Below are 26943 nucleotides of genomic sequence, written 5' to 3'. Positions count from 1 at the left end.
GAGATTTTCGCCTGTCTAGCCACCCTGCGAAGAACTTTTTCATCTCTTCACATGAAACGGTGGATACCTGGGAATTGCCGGCTCCCTATCAAACACAGCACGGCAATTGTCGCTTGGACACACCTCTCATGACAATTCGCCTGTGCCAAAGCGAGAATCAGCAGCGATCCCGCTCAATCCACTTGACCTCGTACTAATAAACATTACACGTTCATGATCGGAGGTTTCAGCGGGAGACTCAAATCGGTAATCATCTCTGGATGATGCGTGAGTTCCCGATGTCCCAGCGGATTTCTGTACCATATTGGTACAGCTGAGAAAGGTGCGGAAGGCAATCCCCCCCCCATCCTCCCGCCTTCTGCGCCTATTGGCGGGCAGCATTCACTTGCTGCCCGCCTCCCCATCCACCGCTTTGAGCAATCGCCCGGAAGAGTAGGGTCTTCTCTCGACAAGACTCCTTTGCCGCCTATGTAACCTTGCCATGTTGCGGCAAGGATCCTTGATGACCAGACTCAGGCGAACGCTTCTCCTCGTTAATCCGAACGCCCGTCGGGGTGGAGAATCACTAGAACCCATCATCGAACAGTTCGGGCGTGGCGGTCTGCAGATCACCACCGAAACCTTTGACGCCCTGCCGGAGCTCGCCCGTGACATCATGCGGCTGCGGAACTCCCACGACCAGATCGTCATCTGCGGTGGCGATGGATCGGTCTCTGCTGCGGCCTTTGCAGTCATGGAGAGCGGCCTGCCGATGGGTATCCTGCCGATGGGCACTGCCAACGACCTGGCCCGCACCCTCGCCATTCCCACAGAACTGGACGAAGCCGCTGACGTGATCATTCGCGGAAAGCAGCGCGCCATCGACGTAGGCTCAGTCAATGGCCACGCCTTCTTCAATGTCGCGAGCATAGGCCTAAGCTCCGAGCTTGCTCAAAAACTGGATTCGGGCCTCAAGCGGCGATTCGGCAAGCTGAGTTACGCGGTGGCCGCCTTCAAGGTGCTGGTGTCAGCCTCCCGCTTCCGCGCCCGCATCACCGAATCGGATCACACGCGGATCGTACGCACCTATCAGATCGCCATCGGCAACGGCGTTCACTACGGCGGCGGCAACGTGATCCAGGAATCGGCTGCGATCGATGACGGACACCTGGATCTCTACAGCCTCGAGATGAAGAGCCTCTGGAAGCTTGCCTTCATGCTGCCCGCCTTCCGCTCCGGCCGCCACGGCGCTTACAAGGAGGTGCGCACCGCAAGAGGGGTCGAATTCAAGATTGAGACGCGGCGCGAGATGCCCGTTAATACCGACGGCGAAATCGTCACGTCAACGCCCGCGGACTTCAAGGTTCATCCCCGTGCCGTCTCGGTTTTCGTTCCATAGGCAGGGGCTGCTGGCCTCGCAACGGCGCACCGCTCGCGGTTGCCCGACTGTTACAGAACAATCCAGCAGAAAATGCTCTGCCAATCGCAAGGCGATTGCGTATAAGCTTTATTCAACAGATTCTTATGTGCCGTCAGCCGAACTGAGGAAGGATCCGGTTTGAGTTCCAGAGCGTCGATAATGTCTCCCCTGCGCAACGGCAATTTCCGGGCCTTGTGGGGGGCGACGCTGGTATCCAACCTTGGCGGGTTGATCCAGACTGTCGGCGCCGGCTGGATGATGACCCAGATCTCGGATTCGAAGGATCTGGTCGCCTTCGTGCAGGCAGCCAACACGCTGCCTATCATGCTCTTTTCGCTTGCAGCAGGCGCCCTGGCTGACAACCTTGACCGCCGGCGCATCATGCTGGTGGCGCAGGCGCTGATGATGGTCGTGTCGGCGGCACTCGCATACCTTGCCTTTGCAGGCCAGATGACGCCGTGGCTGCTGCTTGCCTTCACCTTCATGATCGGCTGCGGCACGGCGCTGCACAACCCGTCCTGGCAGGCCTCCATGGGCGATATCGTGCCGCGTGAAGACATCCCCCAGGCGGTGTCGCTGAATGCGATGTCATTCAACATCATGCGCAGCATCGGCCCGGCGCTGGGCGGCGTCATCGTGGCCGTGTCCGGCGCGGCAGTAGCCTTCCTGCTCAACGCCATGAGCTACATTCCGCTCATTTACGCGCTGTTCCGCTGGAAGCACCGCCGGCCGTCATCCAACATCCCGCGCGAGCAGTTCGGCAGCGCCATGTCTGCGGGCCTGCGCTACATGATGATGTCGCCGAACCTGATGACGGTTCTGTCGCGTGGCTGCATGTTCGGCGTTGGCGCGGTCTCCGTCATGGCGCTGATGCCCATCATCGCGCGCGACATCCTGCTCGGCGGCGCCCTCACCTACGGCCTGCTGCTCGGAAGCTTCGGCGTGGGCGCGATCAGCGCGGCACTCCTGAACACGCGGCTACGTGAACGCTTCAAGAGCGAGACGATCGTTCGTGGCGCGTTTCTGGGCTTTGCCGGTAGCGTGGTGATCCTGGCCTTCAGCACCTTCGTCGTCGTCACCTGCGTTTTCCTTGTGGTTGCCGGCGCTTGCTGGGTGCTGGCCCTGTCGCTCTTCAACGTCACCGTACAGCTGTCCACGCCCCGCTGGGTGGTGGGCCGCGCGCTCTCCCTCTACCAGATGGCTACCTTCGGCGGCATGACGCTCGGCAGCTGGATCTGGGGTGTTGCGGCCGAGCATTGGGGCGTCACGGCTTCGTTGATCGCGGCAGGAGTCACGCTTCTGGTCGGCGCCATCGCCGGGCTGCGTTTCCCCATTCCGGGCCTCGTAGCGCTCGATCTCGATCCGCTGAAATTCCGCGAACCGGAACTGCTCCTAGACCTGAAGCTGCGCAGCGGCCCGATCATGATCATGGTCGACTACGTCGTGGAGCAGAAGAACGTCGATGCATTCCTTGCCGTGATGGCGGACCGTCGCCGCGCTCGTATCCGCGATGGCGCCCGGCAGTGGGCACTTCTGCGGGACCTCGAAAATCCAGAACTGTGGACCGAGAGCTACCATTTCCCGACCTGGGTCGACTATATCCGGCACAACCATCGTCGCACCATTGCTGACCAGGAGACCACGGAGAAGCTGCGCAAGCTGCACAAAGGTCCGGAGCTGCCGCGCATTCACCGCATGATAGAGCGCCAGACCGTGCCGTCGCACGACGACATGCCTCTAAAGCACGCGAACGACGTTCCCTGATCGCCAGGAATAAATGTCGCATCACTCAAAGGTGATCAAAAAGCCGCACAGACGATCGACTGGTTTATTGATATTACCAGCGCACCGCTTGCGGTGGTCGTCAATGTGACTGGCTATCATCGTATCTGCCGGCGGTAGACTTTCGCGTGCCCCAGCGCTTATGGAGAAGCTTGATCAGGCAGCGCGAAGCCGCACTAGAGATGCTTCCACGACAGGCTGATTGTGCCCAGCCTTTGTGCCCATGAAACGGGAATAATTGGCGCAGCGCTACTGGCGGGAGTTGACGAAAAAGCTTAAAACCATTCTAAGGTTACACTGGATAACAAAGGTACGTGGGGTTGATCGACCTCAAGGTACAACCGGAACCAACGTGTCATTTTGCCCAGCAATGAGCTGTGGACGCAGTGGTTTTCTACAATTATGATTGCTGAGCAATCGGGAAGATATCAATGAATTATCGGCGCTTTTTCTCCGAGGCTATCGATCAATTGCATGCGGAGAAGCGGTATCGCGTTTTCGCCAACCTGGAACGGATTGTCGGTTCGTTTCCGCGGGCTCTCTGGCGCGGCCCTTTCGGCCCCAGGGAGATCACCGTTTGGTGTTCTAACGACTATCTGGGCATGGGTCAGCATCCGACGGTCATCGGCGCCATGCAGAACGCAGCTGGCAGCATGGGTTCTGGTGCCGGTGGTACCCGTAACATCTCGGGCACGCACCATCCCATCGTGGAATTGGAAGCCGAGCTTGCCGACCTCCATGGCAAGGAAGCCGGGCTTGTCTTCACGTCGGGATTTGTCTCGAATGAAGCTGCCATTTCCACCATCGCCCGCCTTCTTCCGAACTGCCTTATCCTCTCCGACGAACTCAACCACGCTTCCATGATTGAGGGCGTTCGCCGGTCCGGCGCGGAAAAGAAGATCTTCCGCCACAACGACCTGGCGCATCTGGAGAGCTTGCTGCAGGCCGCCGGCCCCGAGCGTGCGAAGCTGATCGTCTTTGAATCCGTTTACTCGATGGACGGCGACATCGCTCCGATCGAGGGCATCTGCGACTTGGCCGACAAGTACAACGCGATGACCTACATCGATGAAGTCCACGCGGTTGGCATGTACGGCGCACGCGGCGGCGGCATCACGGAACGTGACGGCCTTGCCCATCGCATCGACGTCATTGAAGGAACGCTGGCCAAGGGCTTCGGCGTGATCGGCGGCTACATCACCGGCAGCGCCGACGTGATCGATGCCGTGCGCTCCTACGCGCCGGGCTTCATCTTCACGACCGCTCTGCCGCCTTCAATCGCTGCTGCGGCCACCGCCTCGATCCGTCACCTGAAGACGTCGACCGCTGAGCGCGAAGCGCACCAGCGCCAGGCGCAGCACACGAAGGACGTGCTTTCGGCTGCAGGCCTTCCCGTCATGCCGTCGGAAACGCACATCGTTCCGCTTCTGGTTGGTGATCCGGAGCTCTGCAAGATGGCGAGCGACCGTCTGCTGGAGAAGCACAACATCTACATCCAGCCGATCAACTACCCGACGGTTCCACGCGGCACCGAGCGCCTTCGCATCACGCCGACCCCGTTCCACACGGACGAGCTGATCGAGACCCTGCGCGACGCGCTGCTGGAGACCTGGGAAGCCCTCGGCCTCTCGTTCCAGGGCGAAACGCAACCGGCTGCAGCTCAGTCGGCCCGCGTCATCCCGCTGGTCGTTTCCAAGTCTGGTGGCTAAAACTCTTCTATCGAGCGCAACAAGAGAAGCCGCAGCGGCCCCGCCCTGCGGCTTTTTCTTTGCATGATCATTTGAGGCATTCCAGGCAAAGCGTGAACCGGTTTTCATCCGGAATTGCGTAGAACAAAAGCTTGGACCGCCGCATCCGTGCCTTGTGGGGCGGGGGGGGGGATTTGGGCACGGATGCGGACGTTGTCTGTCCCGCCTGCACGTGGTGGGTCCACGGCCGTCAGCAAGCGCGGACTCCTGGCCGCCCGGGGAAGCGGCCAAGCTCTTTGAAACCGGTCCGAAAAGGCGGTACCTGCCTTCCGGAACAGCCTAGATATTCCCGGCCGCCATCTCCTGCGCGATGTAATCGGCCTGGCGGATTGCGAGCGCCACGATCGTCAGCGTCGGGTTCACCGCCGCACCCGTCGTAAACTGGCTGCCGTCGGACACGAACAGGTTCTTGATGTCGTGCGTCTGGCCCCATTTGTTTACCACGCCATCTTCCGCCTTCTCGCTCATGCGGTTGGTGCCGAGGTTATGCGTTGAGGGATAAGGCGGCGTCGGGAACGTACGGGTCGCACCCACGGCCTCATAGAGCGCCATGCCCTGTTTGTAGGCGTGGTTGCGCATCGCCTCGTCGTTCGCATGGTCGGTAAACCACACGTCCGGGATCGGCATGCCGTATTGGTCCTTAAGTTCCGCGTGCAGCTTGATGGCGTTCTGCTCCTGCGGCATGTCCTCGCCGACGATCCACATTCCGGCCATGTGGTCGTAGCTGTCCATCGCCGAAGCAAACGTTCTGCCCCAGCCGCCCGGGTCAAGGAACGCCGCCATGAAGGGCAAGCCGAGCGACAGCGTCTCGAGCTCATAGCCGCCGGCAAAGCCTCGCGACGGGTCATGCCGCGCTTCATCGGTGATGATGCCAGCCATGGTCGTGCCGCGATACATGTGCACAGGCTTCTCGAACACACCGTAAACCGAACCGGTGGTGTGCCGCATGTAGTTCTTGCCAACCTGTCCGGATGAGTTCGCCAGGCCATCGGGAAACATGGTGGACGCAGAATTCAGCAGCAGCCGCGGGCTCTCGATCGAATTGCCTGCAACGCAGACGACGCGCGCCTTCTGCTCATGCAGGTTGCCGTCCTTGTCCGCATAGACGACGCCGGTGACCTTGCCGGATACGTCGTGCTCGATCTTGACCACATGCGAGTTCGGCCGCACCTCCAGTTTTCCGGTTTCCTCACCCTTCGGGATCTCCGTGTAGAGCGTCGACCACTTGGCGCCCCACTTGCAGCCCTGGAAGCAGAAGCCGGTTTGCTGGCAGGCATTGCGCCCGTCCCGCTCAGCCGAATTGATGGCCATTCGGCCCGTGTGGCACTCCTTGTAGCCGAGCTTGTCGGCGCCAGCCTTGAACACCTTGAAGTTGTTGTTGCCGGGCAGGCCCGCGATGTCGTTGGTGCGCGTCACGCCCATCTTGTCTTCAGCCTTGGCGTAGTAAGGCTCAAGGTCGGCCAGCGTAATCGGCCAGTCGAGAAGGTTCGCGCCGTCGATCTTCCCATAGGTCGTGAGCGCCTTGAACTCATGCTCATGGAAGCGCAGTGAAGCGCCTGCCCAGTGGATGGTTGTGCCGCCGACCGCCTTCACGATCCAGGCTGGCAGGTTCGGGAAATCCTTGGTGATCCGCCAGCCGCCGCCGGTCGTGCGATTATCCAGCCACGAGAGCTGGGCGAAGGCGTCCCACTCGTCGTTGATAAAGTCCTCGAATTCGATGCGGCTGCCTGCCTCGAGAATGACGACGTCGATGCCCTTCTGGGCGAGTTCGTTGCCGAGCGTGCCGCCACCGGCGCCCGAGCCGATGATCACGACAACGCTATCGTCGTCTTGTTGGTATTGGGTTGCCATTATTTCCTCCCGGGAAATGGTATCGCTCGTGACCGGAAAGCGCCCCTGAAGGCGCCGTCAACGCGTCACAGCCATTCGATGTCGTCGAACCCGCGCTCGATGTAGCCGCCCTTGGAGAAGGCCTCGCCCTCGTAGCCGAAGAACGGCCAGACCTCCTTCTGGTTGTAGAGGCTCACGACAAGATCGCCGCGCACGGTCTGGAAGAACTTGCTGTCCTGGATGTCGCGCAGGATGGCGACCCGTTCCTCCTCCCAGCCAAGCCCGCGATAGCCGACCGAGCCCGCGCGCTTGTCGAGATCGGCAACACCGTCTTCGATCAGCGCCTTGTAGGCTTCATCCTCAGCGGACTTGGTGTCATGGCCCTTTATGGCGATGGCGTAGAAGCGGTCGGGCAGACGGTCGTGGGGATAGGTATCGCGGGCCATGCGGATTAGCGTGGCCACCGTGTCGGGCTTCAGGCTGGTGGCCTCGAGGCCCCATGCCCGGTCAGGGCTGATGACGGCGCGCCCCGCAATGATGAGGGCAGCGCCGATTGCTCCTCGCTTGAGCAGCTCACGGCGCGACAGCCCCGGCTGCTGATAAACCGTTGTCATTTGATTTCCTCCCTTTGTAGCAATTCCAGGGAAAGCGGGAACCGGTCTCTCCAGAACTGCGTAAAATCAATGCCTCCATGATCACGCGGCCGCGCCCTCCTCGGCGCGGATTACCTGTATCGACCCTGCCTCTGCAGGACCTCGATCTTATAGCCGTCGGGATCTGTTATGAAGAAGAAGCGCGCCCTGAGGCCGCTCTCGTGCTTGAGTTCGGATATGGGGTTGGGCGTGAATCCTGCCTCGGTGATGCGCGCCCGCTCCGCATCCAGATCATCGACCGAAAAGGCCAGATGGCCGTAGCCGTCACCCAGCTGGTAAGGCTCTTCCCGCCCCTTGTTGATCGTCAATTCAAGCTCGAAACCATCTTCGTCATTGCTGAGATAGACGAGCACGAAGCTGTCGAACTCCAGCCGCTCCGCCACCTTAAGCCCGAAGACCTTGTCGTAGAAATCGACCGAACGCGCCTCGTCGAGAACGCGGATCATGCTGTGGATCATCTTTGCCACGATGACTTCTCCCTTCTTTGAGAGGGCAGTCTAGATCGGTCGAAACCGGTGCTGGTAGTAATCGATTACCGCACCGGAGATAATGATGATCATGTGAACATTTTCTCTGTGCCCCTGGCAAGCACTTCCACCATTTGACGCCGCCCGAAGGCAGGGGCATAGTCAGGAAAAAGAACAACGTGGGAGGTGCAGATGTGTGAAATCTACGCGGGGCAAAACCCGGATAGATATCGCCCTATCAATCGCTCTGTACGGATCGGGGGACATTCGACCAGCATTCAGCTGGAAGCGGCATTCTGGGTGCTGCTGGACGAGATCGCCGAGCGCCAGGGGCTGTCGACCGCCAAGTTCCTCTCGACGCTTTACGATGAAGCGCTGGAGATCAACGGAACGGTCTCGAACTTCGCCTCGCTGCTTCGCACGAGCTGCCTGATCTACCTCATGAACTCCGGCCGACAGGCCACACTGCAGCGCTTCGAGATCGTCGCGGCGGAGTAGAGCAGTTCCACCGGCTTTCTGCCCGGAACTGCAAGAAAACAAAAAGGCGAGGCCCTCGTAAGCCTCGCCTCTGCAACGATTGCGACTGATGCGCCAGGCTTAGCGCCGCTGCGAAAGCAGGTCGCGGATTTCGGTCAGCAGCTGGACGTCTGCGGGTGGTGCCTCTGGGACAGCCGGGGCTTCTGCCTTCTTGCGGCGCAGGCGGTTCACGCCCTTCACCATCAGGAAGATGATCCAGGCCAGGATGAGGAAGTTCAGCACCACGGTGATGAAGCTGCCATAGGCCAGCACCGCACCCTGCTCGCGGGCCGCCGCAAGCGAGCCGGCCGTCACGTTGGACGAGAGCGGGATGAAGTAGTTGGTGAAATCGAAACCGCCGAAGATAGCACCGACGATCGGCATGATGATATCGTCCGTTAGCGAGCTGACGATTGTGCCGAACGCGCCGCCGATGATCACACCGACGGCGAGATCCATCACATTGCCACGCGCAATAAACTCTTTGAATTCATCCAAAATGGATGCCATGAAACGTCCCCTCGTAAGCCTCGGGGCTGCCGCGCCCCATGCGATAGTATAACCTGTTACCCAGATATTGTAACAAGTCTGTAGTCGGCGAACAAGGCGGCTGTAGAGCCGGCGTTTCCGGGCGTGAGACGCCGTATCGCCCAGAACTGTCGGGCTAAGAGATCAGACTCACAGCTGCTCGGATGGAGCCCTACCGGACGAGGGAACCCGTTCATTCGCAGGCTCGTCGGACTCGAGCCCCTTCACGATGCCAATGAAGCGCTTGAAGAATCGCTCCATGAAATTGAGCGTCTGCTCGAATTCCTGCTCGGAAGGAAGATCGTTGTGGGCCGAAGCACGTCCGCTTTCCAACGCCTCGATACGCGCTTCAAGCTCGGTGATCTTCTTCTGCAGCATTTCAACGGTATTGTCGGCTGCCTTTTGATCGGCTGTCGTGTCGCAGACGAACTTGCCCGCCTGCTCGCGGCAGAAGGAGGTGTTGCCGGTCTGCGCATCCATGACGATGAAACCGCCATTGGAGCGCTCCATCTGGAAGCGCGGCGCATCCTGAGCCGTGGCGATGCCGCTCAAGCCCCCTGCGGCCAGTACCAGACCGATCGCCACAAATCTCGTCTTAAGCATCATTCATCTCCCCGGCTCAATCATCCGCAACTTATGAAGTGATTACGGCTCATTTTGGTTGCGCAAAAGCGATTTGTTGGATGCAAGGCACTTTCACCCGTTCCTCAATCGGATTATAGCCCCCCTATGGCAAAATTGATCTACAAGATCTGTCCCGCCTCCATGTGGCAGGTGGCCGAACAGGAAGGCGCGTTCCGCGGAGCCCCCGTGGACCTGGCCGATGGTTTCATTCACTTCTCCACCGCAGAGCAGGTCAGGGAGACCGCCGCCAAGCACTTCAAGGGTCAGGACGACCTTGTTCTCGTCGCAGTCGATGAGGCTGTACTCGGCCCTGAGCTGAAATACGAAGTCTCGCGTGGCGGGCAGCTCTTCCCGCATCTCTATGCACCGCTCCCCTGCTCCGCCGTCCAGTGGATCAAGCCGCTTCCTCTCGGCGCCGACGGCCAACACCAGTTTCCGGTTCTTCCCGAATGAGTTTCTACGATATCCTCGGTCGCCCGCTGCTCTTTTCCTTTGACGCGGAAAAGGCGCATGGCCTCTCCATCGCCGCCCTGAAGCTGGGCATGCCGATCTGCCCGCCTGCACCGAAGTCATCACGGCTTGCCGTGAAGCTGGCCGGGCTCGACTTCCCGAACCCGCTCGGCATGGCTGCCGGCTATGACAAGAACGCCGAGGTGCCGGATGGACTGCTCAAGCTCGGCTTCGGTTTCGTCGAATGCGGAACGCTGACGCCGAAGGCCCAGTCCGGCAACCCGCAGCCGCGCATCTTCCGCCTGATCGAGGATCGCGCCGTCATCAACCGCATGGGCTTCAACAATGACGGCCACGCCCCCGCGCTTGCCCGTGTAGCGGGACGCGCTTCGCGCGGCGGCATCGTCGGCATCAATGTCGGGGCCAACAAGGACAGCGAAGACCGCATCGCCGATTACGAGCAGGGCGTGCGCCGCTTCGCCAAGGTTGCGTCCTACCTCACCATCAACATCTCGTCGCCGAACACCGTCGGCCTGCGCGCCCTGCAGGAGCGCGAAAGCCTCGCTGAACTCCTCGCCCGCGTGATCCAGGCCCGCAGCACGCTTCCGCAGGGTCAGGGCGCCGAGACGCCGATCTTCCTGAAGATCGCCCCGGATCTCGATCAGCAGTCGCTACAGGACATCGCCGAAGAAGTGCTCGACAAGAAGATCGATGGGCTCATCGTCTCCAACACGACGCTTTCGCGCGCCGGCCTGAAGAGCGCTGCCGCCAGTGAGACGGGCGGCATGTCCGGCGCTCCGCTCTTCGAACGCTCTACGGTCGTTCTGGCAAAGATGCGCAAGCTCGTGGGCCAGGAGCTTCCGATCATCGGTGCGGGTGGCGTGGATTCCGCTGAAACCGCGCTTGAAAAGGTTCGTGCCGGTGCCGATCTGGTCCAGATCTATACGGGCCTGATCTACGGCGGCCCTCAGCTCCCGGCCCGCATCCTGCGTGATCTGGACCGCAAGCTGGTCGAGCTCGGCGCTTCCTCCGTCACGGATCTGCGCGATACGCGGCTGGACGACTGGGCGAACCGTCCGCTGGACTAAACCAACGGCCTATTGGAACGTGCGAGCTGTTCTGGACGGCAGCAGCGCGAGCAGGCTCAAGCCCCGCGCGATCAGAAACACGTGGAGCGACAGCCAGAGCGCTGCGTTCCCCAGCGTGCCGTCCAGCGCGAACATCGAGGCGGCATAGACGGCGAGTGAGAGGAGCATCATGTTGCGCATGTCACGCGACCATGTAGCGCCGATGTAGACGCCGTCCATCTGAAAGGCGAGAACGCCGGAAACCCCCGTCAAGGCAGCCCACGGGAGGAAGGCGATCGCCGCCTTCCGCACTTCCTCCGCATTGGTCAGAAGCTCGATGAACGTGCGGCCAAAGATCAGGAAGATTGCTGCAAGCAGGAACGCGAGCACAAATCCCCAGATGGAGGAAAGCGCAACCGCCCGCTTGAACGCGGCCTGGTGTCGAGCGCCGACCGCCCTGCCCGCCAGCTGCTCGGCGGCGGTGGCAAAGCCGTCGAGAAAGTACCCCGCCAGCAGGAAGAAGTTCATGAGGATCGCGTTGGCGGCAAGCGTTATGGTCCCAAGCTGCGCCCCCTGCCTGGTAAACAGCGCGAAGGCGGCAAGCAGCGCGAACGATCGGATCATGATATCGCGGTTGAGCGCCAGCATCTCCTTCATCGCGGAGAGATCCAGCACCCGCGACCATTCGATGGTCTCTGCCCGCAGCTTGCGGATCAGAAAGCTCCCGCCGACGATCAGCCCTGCGGCCTCACCTGCAACGGTTCCCCAGGCAACACCTTCGATCCCCCATCCGAGCTTCAGCCCCAGGATGACGGAGAGCGCAATGTTCACGCCGTTGATGACTATCTGAAGAACAAGCGCGAGCTTCCCCTCGCCGCGTCCGAGGATATAGCCGAGCGCCGCGTAGTTGGTGAGCGTTAGCGGCGCGGCCAGCATCCGGATGCCGACATAGACGGCCATGGCCGTAGCTACATCGGGTGCAGGATTGATGAGGTATGTCGCGGTCGCAATGATGACCGGCGTCAGCAGAACCAGCGCAAAACCGATGACAAGCGCCAGCGCCAGTGCTCGAAGCAGCACGGCAGCCTCTTCCTTGCGGTCGCCGCGCCCAAGCGCCTGCGCTACAAGGCCGGTCGTTCCGGATCGAAGCGAATTGAAGGTGCCGAAAACGACGTCGAAGGTAATCGCGCCGACGGCAAGTCCGCCCAGCAGTACTGCATCATTCAGCTGACCGACCACCGCCGTGTCGGTGATACCGATCAGAGGCGTGGTGAGGTAGGCAAGCGTCATCGGCACCGCAATGCCGAGAACTTCCCGGTTCGTGACCTTGAATGCGCGCGGAGACACGCCAGCCGCTGACTGATCCATGAAGCTTACTCGTGCGCCCCGGCGACTTCCCGCTAGTTGCGCCGGAAGCTCAGTACTCGCGCCAGGAGGAAGATCGGCACCACTACCATGGCGCCAATCAGGATGTAGCCGGCGAAGCGGCCAAGGGCGTCAAACCCTGCGTGCCAGATATCCATCACGGCGTCGCGGATGCCGTAGTAGATGTCCCACGGCGTCCAGTCGAACATATGCATGATGTAGCCGACGATGAGGGAGATCAGCAGCAGCTTGATGACGACCCGCCACGGCGAGTCTCCGAGAAATCTGGACAATGCTGACACGATCCACTCCTGTCTGGTCTGCGCACGATGCGTTATCTGCTCATATGGTGTGAATGTGGCAAGTGCAACAGCGATGCGACCGTGAGCGCACTCCACCCCCCCTGTGCCTGCCATTTATACACCACCCAGACCGAAGTTGGGAATACGCTGGGTTATACCTGCATCCCCTGAATACCCTGAAAAGAAGCGGCCAGCATTTTGGCCAGCCGCTGCAGTATTGTGCAGTTAGCGTTCGTTGTTGACTGTACGGCCTACGCTGATGCTCGGGCCGGACATTGCACCAACGGCGCTGACGGAGATCTTGTGCAGGTCGCGGAAATTGTTCTGATCGGAAGTGGACGGCGCGTTTGTCGGACGAAAGCTGTAGACGGCAACAGTATTACCATAATGGTACGCGTTACTGTCGGCCGTGATCTGGCTGATGGTGTTGTAGCCGTCGGTGTCACGCACATTGGTGCGGGACACGTTTGTCGTACGCGTATTATCGATAGACGTGTTGCGCGTGTATGTGGCCGTGGAGTCGATGTCAGTCAGCGAGGAGATCGCAGTGGTGTTATGCGAGTCACGCACGCTGGAACGGGTGCTGGTATTGATGGAGTTGTCAACGTTGTGGCTGGACAGGTCATTCCCGTTCACATCCAGCGAATTGTCGAAATAGTTGACGCGGGTGATGTCGGTATTGATGTTCGTAACATCGACTTCGATGTCATCAATTGCCCAGGCAGCGCCCGATACGGTCACCATGGATGCCGCAAGGGCAGCAATCAGGAGTCTCTTCATGTTTGTCTCCATTCCTCGGTTTGATTTGCTCACTGTTGATCGAGCTGGGTGACGGCAACCGCTTTGGCTGATCCCAACTCGCTACGCACTTCCAACCTACTCGGCTGCGAGCAACGCCAACCTGGCGCACGTCCCGTGCGAACAGTGCTTTCTCGACAGCATCACTCACGCATTACGGCTGTCCCGCAGCAGAAGTTGTTGCGGTTCAACCATGACGTTCGTTACGCGCTGGATCGCACCAGGTGTCGTCAGGCAGCCGGCTTCTGCTTCGGTGCAAGGTCTCGGGGCTTGTAGAGCTCTTCGAGGTGCTTGTCGCAGCCGTGGTTTTTCCAGACATCCGCCAGCGTGTTGTACCCGGCGAGCTTGACCATTTGTGCGGATACGAACTGGAGCGGCTCACGCGACCCTCCGTTCATACCCACTTCGACCAGCGAGCTGCCGAAGAAGCGGCCTACCCCGGCCTTGATCTCGTCACCGACGATCTGTTTATCCAGAGCCTGCACCTTCTGCACTTCTCCCGTGCGGGTATCAGTCAGCGCGATGTTCATGCCCACCATCACACGATACTGACGCACACCCCCGCCAATACCATCGACGCCAACTTGAACAGAACCGCCTGGGAAGAAATCGAGGCGATTGATCGAACCGGTGAAGTGATCTGTCGTCGGGACGATGCCATGCGGAAGCTTGGCGCGATCTCGGTCAAACACCAGAACGCGCATGTCGCGGCGGTTCACCACCAGGGCGCCAGCCTGAACCAGCGCGCTCTGCAGCACATCACCCAGCCCCTGGCTCACGAACTTGCCGCTGCCGCCGTCGGTCACCTGCTCCTTGCCGGTGAGGTCCGCGATTTCACCGACACCGAAAATCATCTTGCGGCGCACTTCTTTCGGGGTTGTCTCCGCCAGACACTGCAACGCTTCATCGAAAGGAGTGACGAGATTGCTGACGATCGGAGGCCCCGGAGGATTCGGAATATTTTCCTCCCGCAGCGCAACAGAGCAGGCGCTCGTCGCCAGCAGAGCAACCAGACTTGCGGCAGACGGGATCGATCGTCTTGTCACGTACATTGAGTAAAGCCTCCGAAGCTGTTTGCCACCCGGCCTAGCGCCAGGACGCCACCAGCGGTCGAAATCAATTATTGAAATAGTTCGAGCTCGTGCCGCCCTCGCCGGTCGTCCAGATGCCGGAGCTTGTGTCTCCAACATTGCTGGAGTTACTGCTGGACTGCTGGTTGACGTCGTTGTTGTCGCCAACAATGCTGACTTCGGTAACGGTCTGGCTGCCAATGGAAGTCGAGCTATTCATGTTCTCGATATACGTATCACCGTAGTTGTTGGTGACACTCGTCGTGCGCCACTGCCCGTAGTAGCCACCTCGCTCGCGTTTGATCATGTCAGCGCGATTCAGATCTACCTGCTCCTGACTGGGACCGCTGAACCGGAGATGACCTGACCATTCGAGGCTTGGGTTCCCCCAATCATTTGCCAAAACCGAGGCGGTTCCTATCAGCAGGGCGCCAACTACACACACTGTTCTGTGCATTTAGACTTCCTATTCTGTGTATGGCAGGGCGCGAGCGAGCGGAGTCGATGCCAGGACCCAAAGCTCCAGCCCGAACGCCGCAGACGCCAGGTTCAGTTTTCTTGCAATCTCAACAACAAGACACCGCGGTCGGCAGCGCCTTGTCGCGAGCAAAACCCTCCCCTTCGCAACGGAAGAAGGTGACTCATTCCAACAAATTACAGATGATACGGCATTCCAGCGTCGCATTTGACTTGGTGACGGCAACGCAGGAACTGCACCTGCCGCATCATCAGCGCTGACTTCGATCGTTACCCATCAGCCCTTGTTCAAATCACCGGAGCTGGGTGCAAGATCTGCATAATCCTACCAGGTGTCAATCCCCGTAAATAACCTGTAGGCATAATTCTGTTGAATATTAACCAGCCAAAATACCACGCAATTAAGCAATCATATCAATGGCCTGACAGTTCGAATACTATCCAGTTTTATTGAACTCAGAGAACCGTAATTAGTTTATGCTATACGGTTGATGTTGTATTCAGCAGCTGGGTACGAGCTCCATCTGCTTTGGATGCCCCGTGACCCGTTGAACCTATTTTCACTCGTGCAAGCGGTTCCAGATTGACGGAGGCAGGGGAATTTGGGTACGAAATAGCAGGCGCGGGTATGATGTAATGGTAGCCTGTCAGCTTCCCAAGCTGAACGCGCGGGTTCGATTCCCGCTACCCGCTCCAGTCATCCCCGCAAGAGCAGACACCATCTGACTGCGATATTTAACAATATTTACTTGATTGTTTCTTCCGGCAGGCATGAGATGCGGTAGTAACTTCGCCTCTCCTTGCTTCATCAGAACATGCCGTAGGCATCTGCAAGGCAATGGACCCTCCTCTGGGAAAGGCAGTCCCATGCGGAATTATCTCGCTTCGCTGCATCCGTCTCGCCGGACCGTGTTGATGGGCTCGCTCGCCACTGCCGCCTTGTGGCCGCTCTACCCCACGAAAGGGTTTGCGCAATCGGCCGAAGCTGGCCCGGATCCAGAATCTGCAGCGAAAGCGAAGGGAGCGGTCGAGAGTTTCGGCGAGGTGATCCTGCGGATCTCTCGCCAAGTCTGGGAGAACCCGGAGCTGTCGCTCCATGAGGAGGTCTCCTCCGAGATCCACATCCGTGAACTGGAAGCTGCGGGCTTCGAGATCACCAGCAGGGGGACCTCGAACATCCCGACAGCCTTCATCGCCGAATGGAGCCAGGGCGAGAACGGGCCTAAGGTTGGCTTCCTGCCAGAGTACGACGCGCTTCCCGCACTGGGAAACTCTGCCGAGCCGCGGCAGGAAGCGGGTCCCACGGGCGTTGAAGTGGGTCACGGCTGCGGCCACAACATGCTGGGTGCCGGCTGCACCGGCGCGGCCTTCGCGCTCCGCAAGTTGATGATGGACGAGCAGATCCCCGGCACGATCCGCGTCTACGGCTGCGCCGCCGAAGAAACGGAAGGTGCAAAGGTCTATATGGCGCGCGACGGTCTGTTCAATGATCTTGACGCCTGCCTTGCCTGGCATCCTGCGCCCCTCAACGCGACAGGGCTGCTGCGAACGGCAGCCGCGAATATCATGCGCATTCGCTATACCGGCCGAACGGCTCACGCGGGCGTCGACCCTTGGGAGGGCCGCAGTGCGCTAAAAGGCGCGGAGCTCTTTGGTACTGGGATCCAGTTCATGCGGGAGCACATCAAGACCACCACACGCTTGCACTACGTCTATACGGATGGCGGAGGTGCGGCCAATGTCATCCCCGACGCGGCCGAGGTGCTGATCATGATCCGCGATCAGGATCGCGCGGAGGTCAACGATGTGACCGAATGGGTACGCGATGTGGCGAACGGGTCTGCCATGTCGACGCAGACAGAGGTCGAGATCGACCACTTCTTCGGCCTTCACGACCTCCTGCCCAATGACACGCTGGTCAAGCTACTGCACGCCCACATGTCGGCGTTGACGATAGAATGGAGCGGCCAGGAGCAGGAATTTGCCAAGGCCTGCCAGCGGGAGATGAAACTTCCGGAGGATGGGCTGATGTCAACAGTCATGCCGATGTTGCCGGAGATCACCACCGGCGGCGGCACCGATGTGGGTGATGTGAGCTATAACGCACCGACTGGGCTTTTCGCCATTGCCACCATGCCGCTAGGCGTCGGCCTGCACACGTGGCCCGTGACAGCCTGCGGCGGCATGAGCATTGGCGACAAGGCTTCAATCTATTCCGCGACCGTTATGGCCGGCGTAGGCTATGACATCATGACCAACGCCGAGCTGCGGGAAGCCGCCCGTGCGGACTTCGTCCGCCGCAAGGGAGACCAGGTCTATGTCTCACCGCTGCCGGAGGGAAAGCTGCGGCCGGAAGGAATTCCGCCGCACCTCCTGATCAGGAATGGGAGCGACGAATTCCCGGCCGGCTATCGGCAGAGCTGATCGCTCAGCGGAAGTGTTTGGAGAGCTTCAGCGCCTGGCCCTGGTAGTTGGACTTGAGGCCGCTGCCGTAGAGGTTCTGGGGCAGCGTGCTCATGCGCTCGTAGATCAGGCGGCCGACGATCTGGCCATGTTCCAGGATGAACGGCACCTCGTGGCTGCGCACCTCGAGCACCGCGCGGCTTCCCGTCCCACCAGCGGCTGAGTGGCCAAAGCCCGGATCGAAGAACCCCGCATAGTGCACACGGAATTCGCCCACCAGCGGGTCGAACGGCGTCATTTCGGCAGCGTAGCCGGGAGGCACATGCACCGCTTCGCGGGAGACGAGGATGTAGAACTCGTCAGGGTCGAGCACCAGCTCACCCTTGCCGAAATCGTAGAGCGGCTCCCAGAAGTCGCGCACGTCATAACCGGCCTTGCGGTCGACATCCACGACGCCCGAATGATGCTTGGCGCGGTAGCCGACGAGGCCGCCCTCCCCGCCATTGAGGTCGATCGAAAGCGCAATGCCCCCGCCGGAGATGTTTGGCGTCTCGGAAGCAACCAGCGTCTCGCTGTCATGGAGCTGCGCCAGATCTTCTTCGCTCAAGACCGTATTGCCGCGACGGAAGCGGACCTGCGACAGGCGCGATCCCGCGCGCACCACGATCGGAAATGTGCGTGGGCTCACTTCGAGAAAGAGCGGCCCCTTGTAGCCGGCCGGGATCTTGTCGAACTCCTGGCCGCAGTCGGTCATGACGCGGGTGAAGATGTCGAGGCGACCGGTCGAGCTCTTTGGGTTGGCGGAGGCGGAAATATCCCTCGGCAGCTCCACGCTTTCCATCAGCGGAACGATGTAGACGCAGCCGGTCTCGAGCACCGCGCCCGTTTCAAGGCTGAACTCGTGCAGCGTCAGCCGCTCCAGCTTGTCGGCCACCAGATGGCGCGGTCCCGGCAGGAAGCTTGCGCGGACGCGATAGGCGACATTGCCCAGGCGGAGGTCGAGGCTCGCTGGCTGGATCTGGTCGTCATCCAGCGGGCGCGCACTCTTGAGCGCACCTTCGCTGAACAGAGCTGCAATGTCTGCATCAGGCAGAATGCCTGTCTTCACCACGTCTCGCCTCCAAGATTTTAAGCGAGGAGCTTTACCGTGCTTGACGATTGACGCAACAACAATACGAGATTAAAGACCCTTTATCCCGTGGTGATTTGGCCGGTCGGCTTGCAGCCACGTAAAATAACTCGCTAAAAGGCCGCGCTCGATGTCGATGCTCGAACCGGCGTTTTTCGCGGCCGCAGTTTTACTTTTGGGCAGAGACAATGACACAGCAATCAGAGAAAGACTGGCAACCGCAGACCCTTCTGGTCCACGGTCACACGATCCGTTCGCAGTTTCAGGAAACCTCAGAGTCCATCTGGCTGACCCAGGGTTTCGTCTATGACAGCGCAGAAGCTGCGGAAGCCCGCTTCAAGGGTGAGGATCCAGGTTTCGTCTACTCGCGCTACGCCAACCCGACCGTCGACATGTTCGAAAAGCGCATGGCCGCTCTGGAAGGTGCCGAGGAAGGCCGCGCGATGGCCTCGGGCATGGCCGCGGTTGCTGCCGCCCTCCTCTGTTCGCTCAAGGCCGGCGACCATGTCGTCTCCGCCCGCGCGCTCTTCGGTTCCTGTCACTGGATCATCCAGCAGCTCCTGCCGCGCTACGGCATCGAGACGACGCTGATCGACGCCCGCGACATGGCGGAGTGGGAAAAGGCCGTCCGCCCGAACACCAAACTCTTCTTCATGGAGTGCCCGACCAACCCGACGCTGGAAGTCTATGACATCCGTGCGATCTCCAAGCTGGCTGAGTCCATCGGCGCACGTGTGGTCGTCGACAATGTGTTCGCGACGCCGCTCTACCAGAAGCCGCTGCAGCTCGGCGCGCACGTGGTGGTCTACTCCGCAACCAAGCACATCGATGGCCAGGGCCGCTGCCTGGGCGGCATCGTCCTTTCCGACAAGGAATGGATCGACGCCAACCTGCACGACTACTTCCGTCATACCGGCCCCAGCCTTTCGCCGTTCAATGCGTGGACACTGCTGAAGGGCCTCGAGACCCTGCCGCTGCGCGTCCGCCAGCAGACGCACAATGCCGGAGCGATCGCAGATCTTCTGGCGGAGCATCCGAAGGTCGGCCGTGTGATCTACCCGGGCCGCAAGGACCATCCGCAGGCAGACCTCATCGCCCGTCAGATGACCGGCGGTTCCTCGCTGATCTGCGTTGAACTCAAGGGTGGCAAGCAGGCTGCGTTCAACTTCTCGAACGCGCTTCAGGTCATCAAGATCTCCAACAACCTTGGCGACGCCAAGAGCCTGATCACGCATCCTGCCACGACCACGCACAAGAGCCTGGATGATGCGGGCCGCGCCGAAGCTGGCATCACCGATGGAACGCTGCGCATTTCCGCAGGCATCGAGGACACTGGCGATCTGCTGAAGGACGTGGAACGCGCACTCGACGCTGCGTAAGGCAGCGCCTAACGTCGAACGGATGGGCGGTTCAGACGCCCATCCTTTCACTCCCACTTTTAATGGAACCGCTCTAGCAGTCTGCGTGTTTTTTCCGCTATGATGGTGCGCAGCGGTCCTGGTTCTTGGGAGTGCCATGTATCGAGCAATCACAGCCGGCATTGAGGTATCGGTCGAACCGATTTTCCTCCCCGAGCAGTCGGACCCCGAAGAAAGCCACTTCGTCTGGGCCTACCAGGTCACCATCATCAACCATTCTCCCGATATCGTCACGCTCATCTCCCGTTACTGGCACATCACGGACGAGCTTGGCCGCGTCCAGGAGGTGACCGGCGATGGCGTCGTGGGAGAGCAGCCGCGGCTGGAGCCCGGCGACAGTTTCCAGTACACCTCGGGCTGCCCGTTAGGCACACCCTCGGGCATTATGGTCGGCCGTTATACGATGGAAACAGAGACAGGCGACCAGTTCGAGGTCGATATTCCAGCCTTCTCGCTAGACCTGCCAGGCCAGCGCACGGTGCTGAATTAACGAACCCCTCATGCTTGTCGAGCACGAGGGGCGTTGAACTCTATTTCTGCGGAAAGTCCTTGGGGTCGAAGAGGTACAATTTCGAACAGAACTCGCAGTTGACGCGGATTTGACCGTCTTCTGTGCTTTCCTGGATTTCCTCGGCTGAAAACCCTTCCAGGATGGACTTGACCTTTTCATGCGAGCACGAGCATTGATCGATGATGTCGACCCCGTCATAGACGCGGACCCCATGCTCGTGGAACAGGCGATAGAGCAGCCGTTCCGTACCGACGGAAGGGTCGAGGAGCTCGTCGTCCTGTACGGTGTTCAGAAGCGCAATCGCTTCCTGCCAGGCATCGTCATCGGGATGACCGTCGCCGTGATCCTCCGGATCGCCATCCCCGCCCGGAAGGTCGCGCATCCGCATCCGTTCCGTGGAACTGGGCAGGAACTGCAACAGCAAACCGCCGGCCCGCCAACTCTCAACCACACCGTTCTCGCCGGGCACCTGCATGCGCGCGACGCCAAGGCGAACCTCGGTCGGGATCTGCTCCGACTGGCGGAAATAGGTCCGCGCCACATCCTCAAGCGAAGAACCGTCGAGCTGAACAATGCCCTGGTAGCGCTTCATATGCGCGCCCTGATCAATGGTCAGCGCCAGAACGCCCTTGCCAAGCAGCTCTTCGGGGCTGTCCTCGCCTGCTTCGATCGCCGCCTTCAGGCGGTCTTCGTCGTAGCGGGCATAGGCCCGCACCGAACCGGGCGTCGCAAAGTCTGCCACAAGCAGGTCTACGGGTCCGTCGGACCGGGTCTGGGTGATGAACTTTCCGTCGAATTTCAGCGAACTGCCGAGCATCACCGTCAGCGCGATCACTTCCGCAAGCAGCCGCGAAACTGCATCGGGATAGTTGTGGCGCGTGAGGATCTGGTCGAGCATCTGGCCGACCTGGACGGCGCGACCGCGCACATCCAGCTGGTCCACGTCGAAGGGTACGACGTGGTCGTCGCCAGCAAAGCCGAATTCACCTAGTTTGGGTTGTTGCCAATTCACGATTCAAGACACCATGCGAGGATAGCCTTCTGCGCATGCAGACGGTTTTCTGCCTCATCGAAGACAACGGAGTTCGGCCCGTCGATCACCTCGTCCGTGACTTCCTCGCCGCGATGTGCGGGCAGGCAGTGCATGAACAGCGCGTCTGGCTTGGCAAAACTCATCAGTTTCTCGTTGACCTGATACGGCAGGAAGACATTGTGACCGCGCGCACGATGCTCCTGTCCCATGGATACCCAGGTATCCGTCACGATGCAGTCGGCATCGCGGACGGCTTCCTCGGCCGAGTTGGTCACCAGAACCTGAGCTCCGTTCGCACGCGCCCAGTCTACATAGTGCTGCTTGGGCTCACTTCCAGCAGGCACGGCCACATTGACGCGGAACTCGAACCGGGCGGAAGCCTCCAGCAGCGAGTGCAGCACGTTGTTGCCGTCACCCGTCCAGGCGAAGATCTTGCCTTTCACGCTGCCGCGATGCTCCTCGTAAGTGAGGATGTCGGCCATGATCTGGCAGGGGTGCGTGTCGTCGGTCAGCGCGTTGATCACCGGCACCGTGGCGTATTCCGCCAGCTCCAGCAGGCGTGCGTGATCGGTGGTGCGGATCATGATCGCGTCGACATAGCGCGACAGGACGCGCGCCGTGTCCGCAATCGTTTCACTCCGGCCAAGCTGCATTTCTGTTCCGGTGAGCATGATCGTCTCGCCGCCCAGCTGCCGCATACCCACGTCGAACGAGACGCGGGTGCGGGTGGAGGCCTTCTCGAAGATCATGGCGAGAACCTTGCCTTCCAGCGGCTTTTCCGTCGCTTCGCCAGCTTTCAGCTTCGCCTTTCGCTCCTTCGCATCATTGAGGATGCCGTGGAGTTCGGCAGCCGACAATGTTGAAAGATCGATGAAGTGGCGCGGAGTGGTCATGGTTTGCCTTTGTCTAGCTTGCTGCCGCTTGATTGGCGGCTGATACCGCCTCGGAGGCCTTCCGGATGCGGTTGAGCGCCTCCTGGATATCGTCTTCTGTCACGGTCAGGGGCGGCAGAAGGCGCAGGACATTGTCGCCGGCAGGCGCGCAGAGAAGCTTTTCCTCCGTGAACGCCTTCTGGACAACGCTGTTGGGTGCCTTGCAGCGTAGGCCGAGCATCAGCCCTTCGCCACGAATTTCTTCAATGACATCCGGGAAATCATCGGCGATCGCGGCCAGACCCTGCTTGAGCAGCAGACCCTTGCGGGCAACGCATTCCATGAACCCTTCACCCAGGACGATGTCGAGCACTGCATTGCCCACGGCCATGGCAAGCGGGTTGCCGCCAAACGTGGTTCCGTGCATGCCGGCCGTCATGCCGCTGGCGGCCTCTTCCGTGGCAAGACAAGCGCCTACCGGGAAGCCGCCGCCGAGGCCCTTGGCCAATGCGACGATGTCGGGCGTGACGCCAGCCCACTCATGGGCGAGGAACTTGCCGGTGCGGCCGATGCCCGTCTGGACTTCATCGAAGACGAGCAGCAGGCCGTGCTCGTCGCAGAGCGAACGCAGGCGGCGGAGCGTCACGAGCGGCAGGCGGCGCACGCCGCCCTCACCCTGTACAGGCTCGACCAGAATGGCGGCCGTATCCGGCCCGATTACCTGCTCGACCGCAGCAATGTCATCAAACGGCACCTGGTCGAAGCCGTCCACGACGGGACCAAACCCTTCCAGGTACTTTTTCTGCCCACCTGCGGCGAGCGTCGCCAGGGTGCGTCCATGGAACGCACCTTCGAAGGTGATGATGCGGTAGCGGTTGGGGTTGCCCTTGGCAAAATGATAGCGCCGCGCGGTCTTGATGGCGCATTCCAGAGCCTCGGCGCCCGAATTGGCGAAGAACACCTTGTCGGCGAAGGTCGCTTCAACGAGGCGCTCGCCCAAACGTGACTGGCCGGGGATCTCATAGAGGTTGGAGACATGCCAGAGCTTGCCGGCCTGTCCGACCAGCGCGGCCACCAGGTGCGGATGTCCGTGGCCCAGGGAATTCACGGCAATTCCCGCTGCAAAATCGAGATATCGCTCTCCGTTCGCCGCGATCAACCAGGATCCCTCACCGCGCTCAAACGAAAGCGGCAGGCGGGCGAACGTATTAAAAAGAGCCGAACCAGACATTAATTTTCACTCCGGAACAGCCGCAGGATCGGCAAGCCAAACGGCACCAACCCGAGCGACGGAAATTAAAATGCCGCCCAAGGGCGGCAAGGGCGCTTTTATCAGCGTTTTCCGGCCCGAAGTCAACGAGAGTCCGTTATGTGATGTAAAGGTGCCTGACACAGGTTCCAGGACTGTGACGCCCAAGTTGGGGAAAACCCCAAAAACAGATTCGCCGCGACTCTGGGACTCTTGTCACGGAGTCAACCGATAATGTACCTTGCCGCCATAACAACTGAATTTTTGTGCGGCAGTTAATCCTATCCGTGACGTTCTTACGTCCTCTCTGCGATGGCAGGGCGGAAAAGTAGAAGGATTCTGCCGCGCTTGCAAGGAGCGCAAACCCATGAGCTGGACAGACGAACGCGTGGAGTCGTTGAAAAAACTTTGGGCGGAAGGCTTGAGTGCAAGTCAGATTGCTGCGCAACTCGGTGGGGTGAGCCGTAACGCTGTTATCGGCAAGGTGCACCGCCTGAAGCTTTCTAGCCGCGGACGCACGAACGCCGCCCCGGCCCGCCCGAAGAAGCCGGCGCCTGCAGCTGCTCCGGCGCCTTCCGCGGCTGCTCCGGCAGCCCGCCACAAGCCGCGTCCCGCGGCAGCCGCTGCTCCTTCCCGTCCGATGATGACCACCGTGGGTGCAACGGCGCTCAAGGTGCAGTTTGAGGAAGAAGAGGCGGTTTTCCATCACTACCGCGCGGTTCCCTCCAACGTTGTTCCGATTGCACGCAACCTGAAGCTGGTGGAACTGTCCGAGCGCACCTGCAAGTGGCCGAATGGCGACCCGCTTTCCGATGATTTCAGCTTCTGCGGTGCCGACTCCGGCGAGAGCGGCCCCTACTGCGGCTTCCATTCCAAGCTCGCTTACCAGCCTGCTGCGGAGCGCCGTCGCGTTCGCTAAAACAATTCCAGGTAAACTGAAACCGGTTACCTTAACAAAGAAGCGGCCTGCGAGCCGCTTTTTTGTTGGACACATGACGAGCAGTGGTCCGCGCGACTGACCTCAGAGCGGTTCCAGGAAAAGTGGAAACAGGTTTTCCGTCCGGAACCGCGAGAAAACAAAGAGATAGAGCAGTTCAGAGTTTCTGTGAAAGTCTGAACTGGTCTAGGAACGGCGGTCAGGTTTTTCTGCACCATTGCCCGCGCTCGCCGCGCCGACCACATGACTGCGGTCTTCCTTTGGGCGATCGGCGGGCAGCTGCTCACCGGTCATGATGTGATAGACGGTCTCGGCAATATTCGTCGCGTGATCGCCGACGCGTTCGATATTCTTCGCACAGAAGATCAGGTGTGTGCAGGGCGTGATGTTGGCAGGATCTTCCATCATGCAGGTGAGCATTTCACGAAAGAGCGAGGTGTACTTCGCGTCAATTTCCCGATCGCGGTCGCGCACGCTGGCAATTCTGTCGACGGACTGTGCGGCATAGGCGTCGAGAACAGCCTTCAGCTGCTCCATCGCGAGATCGCTTAGCGCTGCAAAGCCCACGAACAGCCGCCTGAGCTGCGCCACCTCGCCGATGATGATCGAGCGCTTGGCGATGTTCTTGCCCAGGTCACCGATACGTTCAAGGTCGCCCGAGATGCGGATCGCGCCGACGATTTCCCTGAGGTCGCCCGCCATCGGCTGACGGCGTGCCAGGATTTCAACCGCCCTCTCGCCAATCTCCCGCTCGAGCCCATCGAGGACCGCATCGTTCTGGATGATCTTGCGCGCAAGAGCTTCATCCCCGGTGGTGAGCGCTTCCACCGACTGTTCAACCATGCGCTCGGCATGGCCGCCCATCGCCGCAATCTGCGTCGTGATGTATCTGAGGTCCTCGTCTAGGGACCGCCTGATGTGCTGGCTGGACATTCTGTTGCTTTTCCCTGTGAGGCCCTGATTACCACAACCCGCCGATATTGGCAGCCGGTCAGAATTCGGGAGCCGGGAAGTGCACTGTGAACGACGATCCCTCACCTGGCCGCGAGCGGATGATCAGGCGAGCGCCGTGACGGTTCAGAATGTGCTTGACGATCGCAAGCCCCAATCCCGTGCCCTGCTGGCTGGGACCGGTCCCGCTGTCGGCGCGATAGAAGCGTTCCGTCAGCCGCGGCAGATGCTCTTCGGCGATGCCGGGGCCAAAGTCCGTAACAGTGACGCTCTTCTCGCCACCCGCTTCCACCTTTGCCTGCACGACCACCCGTTTCCCGTCCCGGCCGTATTTGCAGGCATTGGAGACCAGGTTCTCGAAGACCTGCACCAGCTCGTCGCGAAAGCCTGCAACCTCGAACGGACCATCCGGGAACTCGATCTCGATATTCACCCCGGCCTCGTCGGCGACCTGGCGCAGCGTATCGCAGACGCCTGCCACCAGCGGGCGAAGGTCGACTGGCTCGGTGGGTTTGCCGACCGGTTTCGCCTCGATCCGTGACAGCGTCAAAAGATCGTCGATCAGCCGCGCCATGCGCCGGGTCTGGCCATGCATGATCTGGAGGAACTGTTCCTGCGCCTTCGGATCGTCGCGCGCCGGCCCGCGCAGCGTTTCGATGAAGCCTGAGATCGAGGCGAGCGGCGTCCGAAGTTCATGGCTTGCATTGGCGATGAAGTCGGCGCGCATGCGGTCGATCCGTCGCGCCTCGCTCTGGTCGCGAAAATGGAGGACGAAACGCCTGCCGCCCTCACCTATCGCTCGCGCCGATACCCGATAGACCCGCTCCATGGGAATACGCTCGACATAGTCGACGGAAGTTTCCGTCTGCTTGCTCTTGAGAGCGTCACGCAGGAATACCTGCATTTCGGGCGAGCGGAACTTGAGCTGAATGGCGGATCCCTCGGCCAGAGGGCCGAAAGCATCGCGGGCCGCACCGTTCGAGTAGAGCACGGTGCCTTCCTCATCGAGGAAATAGATGGGATCGTTGATGGCCGCAGCGAGTTCCGCTGCAGAAATCCTTCCGCCTTCCGGGGTCTCAGAGAGCGCCTTTGCGTTGGCCCCGCCACTTCGGGTCGGCTGCAGGGCACTGAGGATCAGAAGACCCAGAATTCCAGCGGCTGATACCACGCCCGAGCCCCCACTCCATAACTCCATCGCGAGGAGCAGAAGCCCGCCGGCAAGGATAAAGGGCAGATTTCGGCGAACCCCCGCCGCTCCGGCATAGCGAACAGGCTTTCGGCCCCCATCATCCGTCATCAACAGTCCTGCATCCCGTGCCTGAATAACCCTGTATCCCATGCCACTAACATGGCCCGTGTGACAG

At 60.4% G+C, this 26943-nt stretch carries 26 protein-coding genes, 1 tRNA gene and 1 riboswitch; of the genes, 11 read left to right on the top strand and 16 right to left on the bottom strand.

Translation table 11 applies throughout. The annotated features are described in order from the left end of the window. Positions 1–502: 502 nt before the first annotated feature. The 3 genes from IEX27_RS14920 to hemA all read left to right on the top strand — a co-directional run bounded on the left by IEX27_RS14920 (position 503) and on the right by hemA (position 4890). Positions 503–1378, top strand: coding sequence for a lipid kinase (locus IEX27_RS14920; RefSeq protein ID WP_188721874.1), 876 nt, complete (start codon positions 503–505; stop codon positions 1376–1378). Between the two features lie 159 nt (positions 1379–1537). Continuing rightward, a complete protein-coding gene (locus IEX27_RS14915) occupies positions 1538–3163 on the top strand; it encodes an MFS transporter (protein ID WP_188721873.1) in 1626 nt (541 codons plus the stop codon). 449 nt (positions 3164–3612) lie between these two features. Then, on the top strand, positions 3613–4890 hold the full coding sequence (hemA, locus tag IEX27_RS14910) for a 5-aminolevulinate synthase (protein WP_188721872.1): 1278 nt from the start codon (positions 3613–3615) through the stop codon (positions 4888–4890). A 318-nt stretch (positions 4891–5208) separates the two neighbouring features. Here the strand turns inward: hemA and IEX27_RS14905 are convergent, their stop codons facing one another. From IEX27_RS14905 to IEX27_RS14895, 3 genes are all read right to left on the bottom strand, one after another. After that, positions 5209–6780: a GMC family oxidoreductase gene (locus IEX27_RS14905; protein ID WP_188721871.1), complete on the bottom strand. Its 1572-nt coding sequence runs from the start codon at positions 6778–6780 to the stop codon at positions 5209–5211. Between the two features lie 65 nt (positions 6781–6845). Next, a complete protein-coding gene (locus IEX27_RS14900) occupies positions 6846–7373 on the bottom strand; it encodes a gluconate 2-dehydrogenase subunit 3 family protein (protein WP_188721870.1) in 528 nt (175 codons plus the stop codon). Positions 7374–7483: 110 nt separating this feature from the next. Further along, positions 7484–7879 carry a VOC family protein gene (locus IEX27_RS14895; protein WP_188721869.1) on the bottom strand — a complete coding sequence of 132 codons (396 nt, stop codon included), beginning with the start codon at positions 7877–7879 and terminating at the stop codon, positions 7484–7486. Between the two features lie 192 nt (positions 7880–8071). On the opposite strand from IEX27_RS14895, the gene IEX27_RS14890 reads away from it, so the two are divergent. Beyond that, positions 8072–8377, top strand: coding sequence for a ribbon-helix-helix domain-containing protein (locus IEX27_RS14890; protein ID WP_188721868.1), 306 nt, complete (start codon positions 8072–8074; stop codon positions 8375–8377). A 99-nt stretch (positions 8378–8476) separates the two neighbouring features. Here the strand turns inward: IEX27_RS14890 and mscL are convergent, their stop codons facing one another. Together mscL and IEX27_RS14880 are read right to left on the bottom strand one after the other, a co-directional pair. Beyond that, entirely contained in the window at positions 8477–8896 is a 420-nt protein-coding gene (gene mscL, locus IEX27_RS14885; protein ID WP_188721950.1) for a large conductance mechanosensitive channel protein MscL, read from the bottom strand. 177 nt (positions 8897–9073) lie between these two features. Next, complete coding sequence (locus IEX27_RS14880) at positions 9074–9526, bottom strand: hypothetical protein (protein WP_188721867.1); 453 nt, start codon at positions 9524–9526, stop codon at positions 9074–9076. Positions 9527–9652: 126 nt separating this feature from the next. Here IEX27_RS14880 and IEX27_RS14875 point away from each other — a divergent pair, with 126 nt between their 5' ends. Both IEX27_RS14875 and IEX27_RS14870 read left to right on the top strand, forming a co-directional pair. Then, positions 9653–10000, top strand: a complete 348-nt coding sequence (locus tag IEX27_RS14875; protein ID WP_188721866.1) for a DUF952 domain-containing protein — start codon at positions 9653–9655, stop codon at positions 9998–10000. After that, complete coding sequence (locus IEX27_RS14870) at positions 9997–11085, top strand: quinone-dependent dihydroorotate dehydrogenase (RefSeq protein WP_188721865.1); 1089 nt, start codon at positions 9997–9999, stop codon at positions 11083–11085. The genes IEX27_RS14875 and IEX27_RS14870 overlap by 4 nt, the downstream gene beginning before the upstream one ends. A 9-nt stretch (positions 11086–11094) precedes the next feature. On the opposite strand, the gene IEX27_RS14865 is transcribed toward IEX27_RS14870, so the two are convergent. The 5 genes from IEX27_RS14865 to IEX27_RS14845 form a co-directional block, all read right to left on the bottom strand. Continuing rightward, positions 11095–12432: an MATE family efflux transporter gene (locus IEX27_RS14865; RefSeq protein ID WP_188721864.1), complete on the bottom strand. Its 1338-nt coding sequence runs from the start codon at positions 12430–12432 to the stop codon at positions 11095–11097. Positions 12433–12464: 32 nt separating this feature from the next. Next, positions 12465–12731, bottom strand: coding sequence for a DUF6460 domain-containing protein (locus tag IEX27_RS14860; RefSeq protein WP_373869888.1), 267 nt, complete (start codon positions 12729–12731; stop codon positions 12465–12467). A gap of 225 nt (positions 12732–12956) precedes the next feature. After that, positions 12957–13511 carry a hypothetical protein gene (locus tag IEX27_RS14855; protein ID WP_188721863.1) on the bottom strand — a complete coding sequence of 185 codons (555 nt, stop codon included), beginning with the start codon at positions 13509–13511 and terminating at the stop codon, positions 12957–12959. 248 nt (positions 13512–13759) lie between these two features. Next, a complete protein-coding gene (locus IEX27_RS14850) occupies positions 13760–14581 on the bottom strand; it encodes a CsgG/HfaB family protein (RefSeq protein WP_188721862.1) in 822 nt (273 codons plus the stop codon). 64 nt (positions 14582–14645) lie between these two features. Next, on the bottom strand, positions 14646–14906 hold the full coding sequence (locus IEX27_RS14845; RefSeq protein ID WP_188721861.1) for a hypothetical protein: 261 nt from the start codon (positions 14904–14906) through the stop codon (positions 14646–14648). 792 nt (positions 14907–15698) lie between these two features. Between IEX27_RS14845 and IEX27_RS14840 the strand changes: the two genes are divergently transcribed. Then, a tRNA-Gly gene (locus tag IEX27_RS14840) sits at positions 15699–15772 on the top strand. A gap of 171 nt (positions 15773–15943) precedes the next feature. Beyond that, positions 15944–17500, top strand: coding sequence for an amidohydrolase (locus IEX27_RS14835; protein ID WP_188721860.1), 1557 nt, complete (start codon positions 15944–15946; stop codon positions 17498–17500). Between the two features lie 4 nt (positions 17501–17504). Here the strand turns inward: IEX27_RS14835 and IEX27_RS14830 are convergent, their stop codons facing one another. After that, the gene (locus IEX27_RS14830) at positions 17505–18590 is read right to left on the bottom strand and encodes a 2'-deoxycytidine 5'-triphosphate deaminase (protein WP_188721859.1); all 1086 of its coding nucleotides are present in this window, start codon (positions 18588–18590) and stop codon (positions 17505–17507) included. Positions 18591–18667: 77 nt separating this feature from the next. After that, positions 18668–18745, top strand: a riboswitch (SAM riboswitch). Between the two features lie 51 nt (positions 18746–18796). Between IEX27_RS14830 and IEX27_RS14825 the strand changes: the two genes are divergently transcribed. Next, on the top strand, positions 18797–19987 hold the full coding sequence (locus IEX27_RS14825) for an O-succinylhomoserine sulfhydrylase (RefSeq protein ID WP_188721858.1): 1191 nt from the start codon (positions 18797–18799) through the stop codon (positions 19985–19987). A 136-nt stretch (positions 19988–20123) separates the two neighbouring features. Next, positions 20124–20516 carry a Co2+/Mg2+ efflux facilitator ApaG/CorD gene (gene apaG / locus IEX27_RS14820; RefSeq protein ID WP_188721857.1) on the top strand — a complete coding sequence of 131 codons (393 nt, stop codon included), beginning with the start codon at positions 20124–20126 and terminating at the stop codon, positions 20514–20516. A 40-nt stretch (positions 20517–20556) separates the two neighbouring features. Here apaG and IEX27_RS14815 read toward each other — a convergent pair whose 3' ends face one another. From IEX27_RS14815 to IEX27_RS14805, 3 genes are read right to left on the bottom strand one after another with little or no spacing between them, the layout of a single operon-like run. After that, positions 20557–21549, bottom strand: a complete 993-nt coding sequence (locus tag IEX27_RS14815) for an Hsp33 family molecular chaperone (RefSeq protein WP_188721856.1) — start codon at positions 21547–21549, stop codon at positions 20557–20559. Then, positions 21546–22463 (bottom strand): ornithine carbamoyltransferase, encoded by a 918-nt coding sequence (gene argF / locus IEX27_RS14810; RefSeq protein ID WP_188721855.1) that lies wholly within the window; start codon positions 22461–22463, stop codon positions 21546–21548. The genes IEX27_RS14815 and argF overlap by 4 nt, the downstream gene beginning before the upstream one ends. A 13-nt stretch (positions 22464–22476) precedes the next feature. Further along, positions 22477–23673 (bottom strand): aspartate aminotransferase family protein, encoded by a 1197-nt coding sequence (locus IEX27_RS14805; RefSeq protein ID WP_188721854.1) that lies wholly within the window; start codon positions 23671–23673, stop codon positions 22477–22479. Between the two features lie 385 nt (positions 23674–24058). On the opposite strand from IEX27_RS14805, the gene IEX27_RS14800 reads away from it, so the two are divergent. Beyond that, a complete protein-coding gene (locus IEX27_RS14800; protein ID WP_188721853.1) occupies positions 24059–24610 on the top strand; it encodes a GcrA family cell cycle regulator in 552 nt (183 codons plus the stop codon). 204 nt (positions 24611–24814) lie between these two features. Here IEX27_RS14800 and phoU read toward each other — a convergent pair whose 3' ends face one another. Together phoU and IEX27_RS14790 are read right to left on the bottom strand one after the other, a co-directional pair. After that, positions 24815–25561, bottom strand: coding sequence for a phosphate signaling complex protein PhoU (gene phoU / locus IEX27_RS14795; protein ID WP_188721852.1), 747 nt, complete (start codon positions 25559–25561; stop codon positions 24815–24817). A 58-nt stretch (positions 25562–25619) separates the two neighbouring features. Then, positions 25620–26876: an ATP-binding protein gene (locus IEX27_RS14790; RefSeq protein WP_188721851.1), complete on the bottom strand. Its 1257-nt coding sequence runs from the start codon at positions 26874–26876 to the stop codon at positions 25620–25622. Positions 26877–26943 lie beyond the last annotated feature (67 nt).

Origin of the sequence: Nitratireductor aestuarii, from assembly GCF_014641695.1 — a bacterium.
Lineage (GTDB): Bacteria > Pseudomonadota > Alphaproteobacteria > Rhizobiales > Rhizobiaceae > Chelativorans > Chelativorans aestuarii.
This window is presented reverse-complemented; position numbering and strand designations above follow the sequence as displayed.

What these genes read in the sequence shown, in the direction of transcription:
- hemA (WP_188721872.1), top strand. Translation starts at nt 3,613, where the DNA reads ATGAATTATCGGCGCTTTTTCTCCGAGGCTATCGATCAATTGCATGCG.
- argF (WP_188721855.1), bottom strand. Translation starts at nt 22,463, where the DNA reads ATGACCACTCCGCGCCACTTCATCGATCTTTCAACATTGTCGGCTGCC.
- IEX27_RS14825 (WP_188721858.1), top strand. Translation starts at nt 18,797, where the DNA reads ATGACACAGCAATCAGAGAAAGACTGGCAACCGCAGACCCTTCTGGTC.
- IEX27_RS14790 (WP_188721851.1), bottom strand. Translation starts at nt 26,876, where the DNA reads ATGACGGATGATGGGGGCCGAAAGCCTGTTCGCTATGCCGGAGCGGCG.
- IEX27_RS14900 (WP_188721870.1), bottom strand. Translation starts at nt 7,373, where the DNA reads ATGACAACGGTTTATCAGCAGCCGGGGCTGTCGCGCCGTGAGCTGCTC.
- phoU (WP_188721852.1), bottom strand. Translation starts at nt 25,561, where the DNA reads ATGTCCAGCCAGCACATCAGGCGGTCCCTAGACGAGGACCTCAGATAC.
- IEX27_RS14800 (WP_188721853.1), top strand. Translation starts at nt 24,059, where the DNA reads ATGAGCTGGACAGACGAACGCGTGGAGTCGTTGAAAAAACTTTGGGCG.
- IEX27_RS14890 (WP_188721868.1), top strand. Translation starts at nt 8,072, where the DNA reads ATGTGTGAAATCTACGCGGGGCAAAACCCGGATAGATATCGCCCTATC.
- IEX27_RS14835 (WP_188721860.1), top strand. Translation starts at nt 15,944, where the DNA reads ATGCGGAATTATCTCGCTTCGCTGCATCCGTCTCGCCGGACCGTGTTG.
- IEX27_RS14805 (WP_188721854.1), bottom strand. Translation starts at nt 23,673, where the DNA reads ATGTCTGGTTCGGCTCTTTTTAATACGTTCGCCCGCCTGCCGCTTTCG.
- IEX27_RS14920 (WP_188721874.1), top strand. Translation starts at nt 503, where the DNA reads ATGACCAGACTCAGGCGAACGCTTCTCCTCGTTAATCCGAACGCCCGT.
- IEX27_RS14880 (WP_188721867.1), bottom strand. Translation starts at nt 9,526, where the DNA reads ATGCTTAAGACGAGATTTGTGGCGATCGGTCTGGTACTGGCCGCAGGG.
- apaG (WP_188721857.1), top strand. Translation starts at nt 20,124, where the DNA reads ATGTATCGAGCAATCACAGCCGGCATTGAGGTATCGGTCGAACCGATT.
- IEX27_RS14865 (WP_188721864.1), bottom strand. Translation starts at nt 12,432, where the DNA reads ATGGATCAGTCAGCGGCTGGCGTGTCTCCGCGCGCATTCAAGGTCACG.
- IEX27_RS14845 (WP_188721861.1), bottom strand. Translation starts at nt 14,906, where the DNA reads ATGATCAAACGCGAGCGAGGTGGCTACTACGGGCAGTGGCGCACGACG.
- IEX27_RS14870 (WP_188721865.1), top strand. Translation starts at nt 9,997, where the DNA reads ATGAGTTTCTACGATATCCTCGGTCGCCCGCTGCTCTTTTCCTTTGAC.
- IEX27_RS14855 (WP_188721863.1), bottom strand. Translation starts at nt 13,511, where the DNA reads ATGAAGAGACTCCTGATTGCTGCCCTTGCGGCATCCATGGTGACCGTA.
- IEX27_RS14875 (WP_188721866.1), top strand. Translation starts at nt 9,653, where the DNA reads ATGGCAAAATTGATCTACAAGATCTGTCCCGCCTCCATGTGGCAGGTG.
- IEX27_RS14905 (WP_188721871.1), bottom strand. Translation starts at nt 6,780, where the DNA reads ATGGCAACCCAATACCAACAAGACGACGATAGCGTTGTCGTGATCATC.
- IEX27_RS14850 (WP_188721862.1), bottom strand. Translation starts at nt 14,581, where the DNA reads ATGTACGTGACAAGACGATCGATCCCGTCTGCCGCAAGTCTGGTTGCT.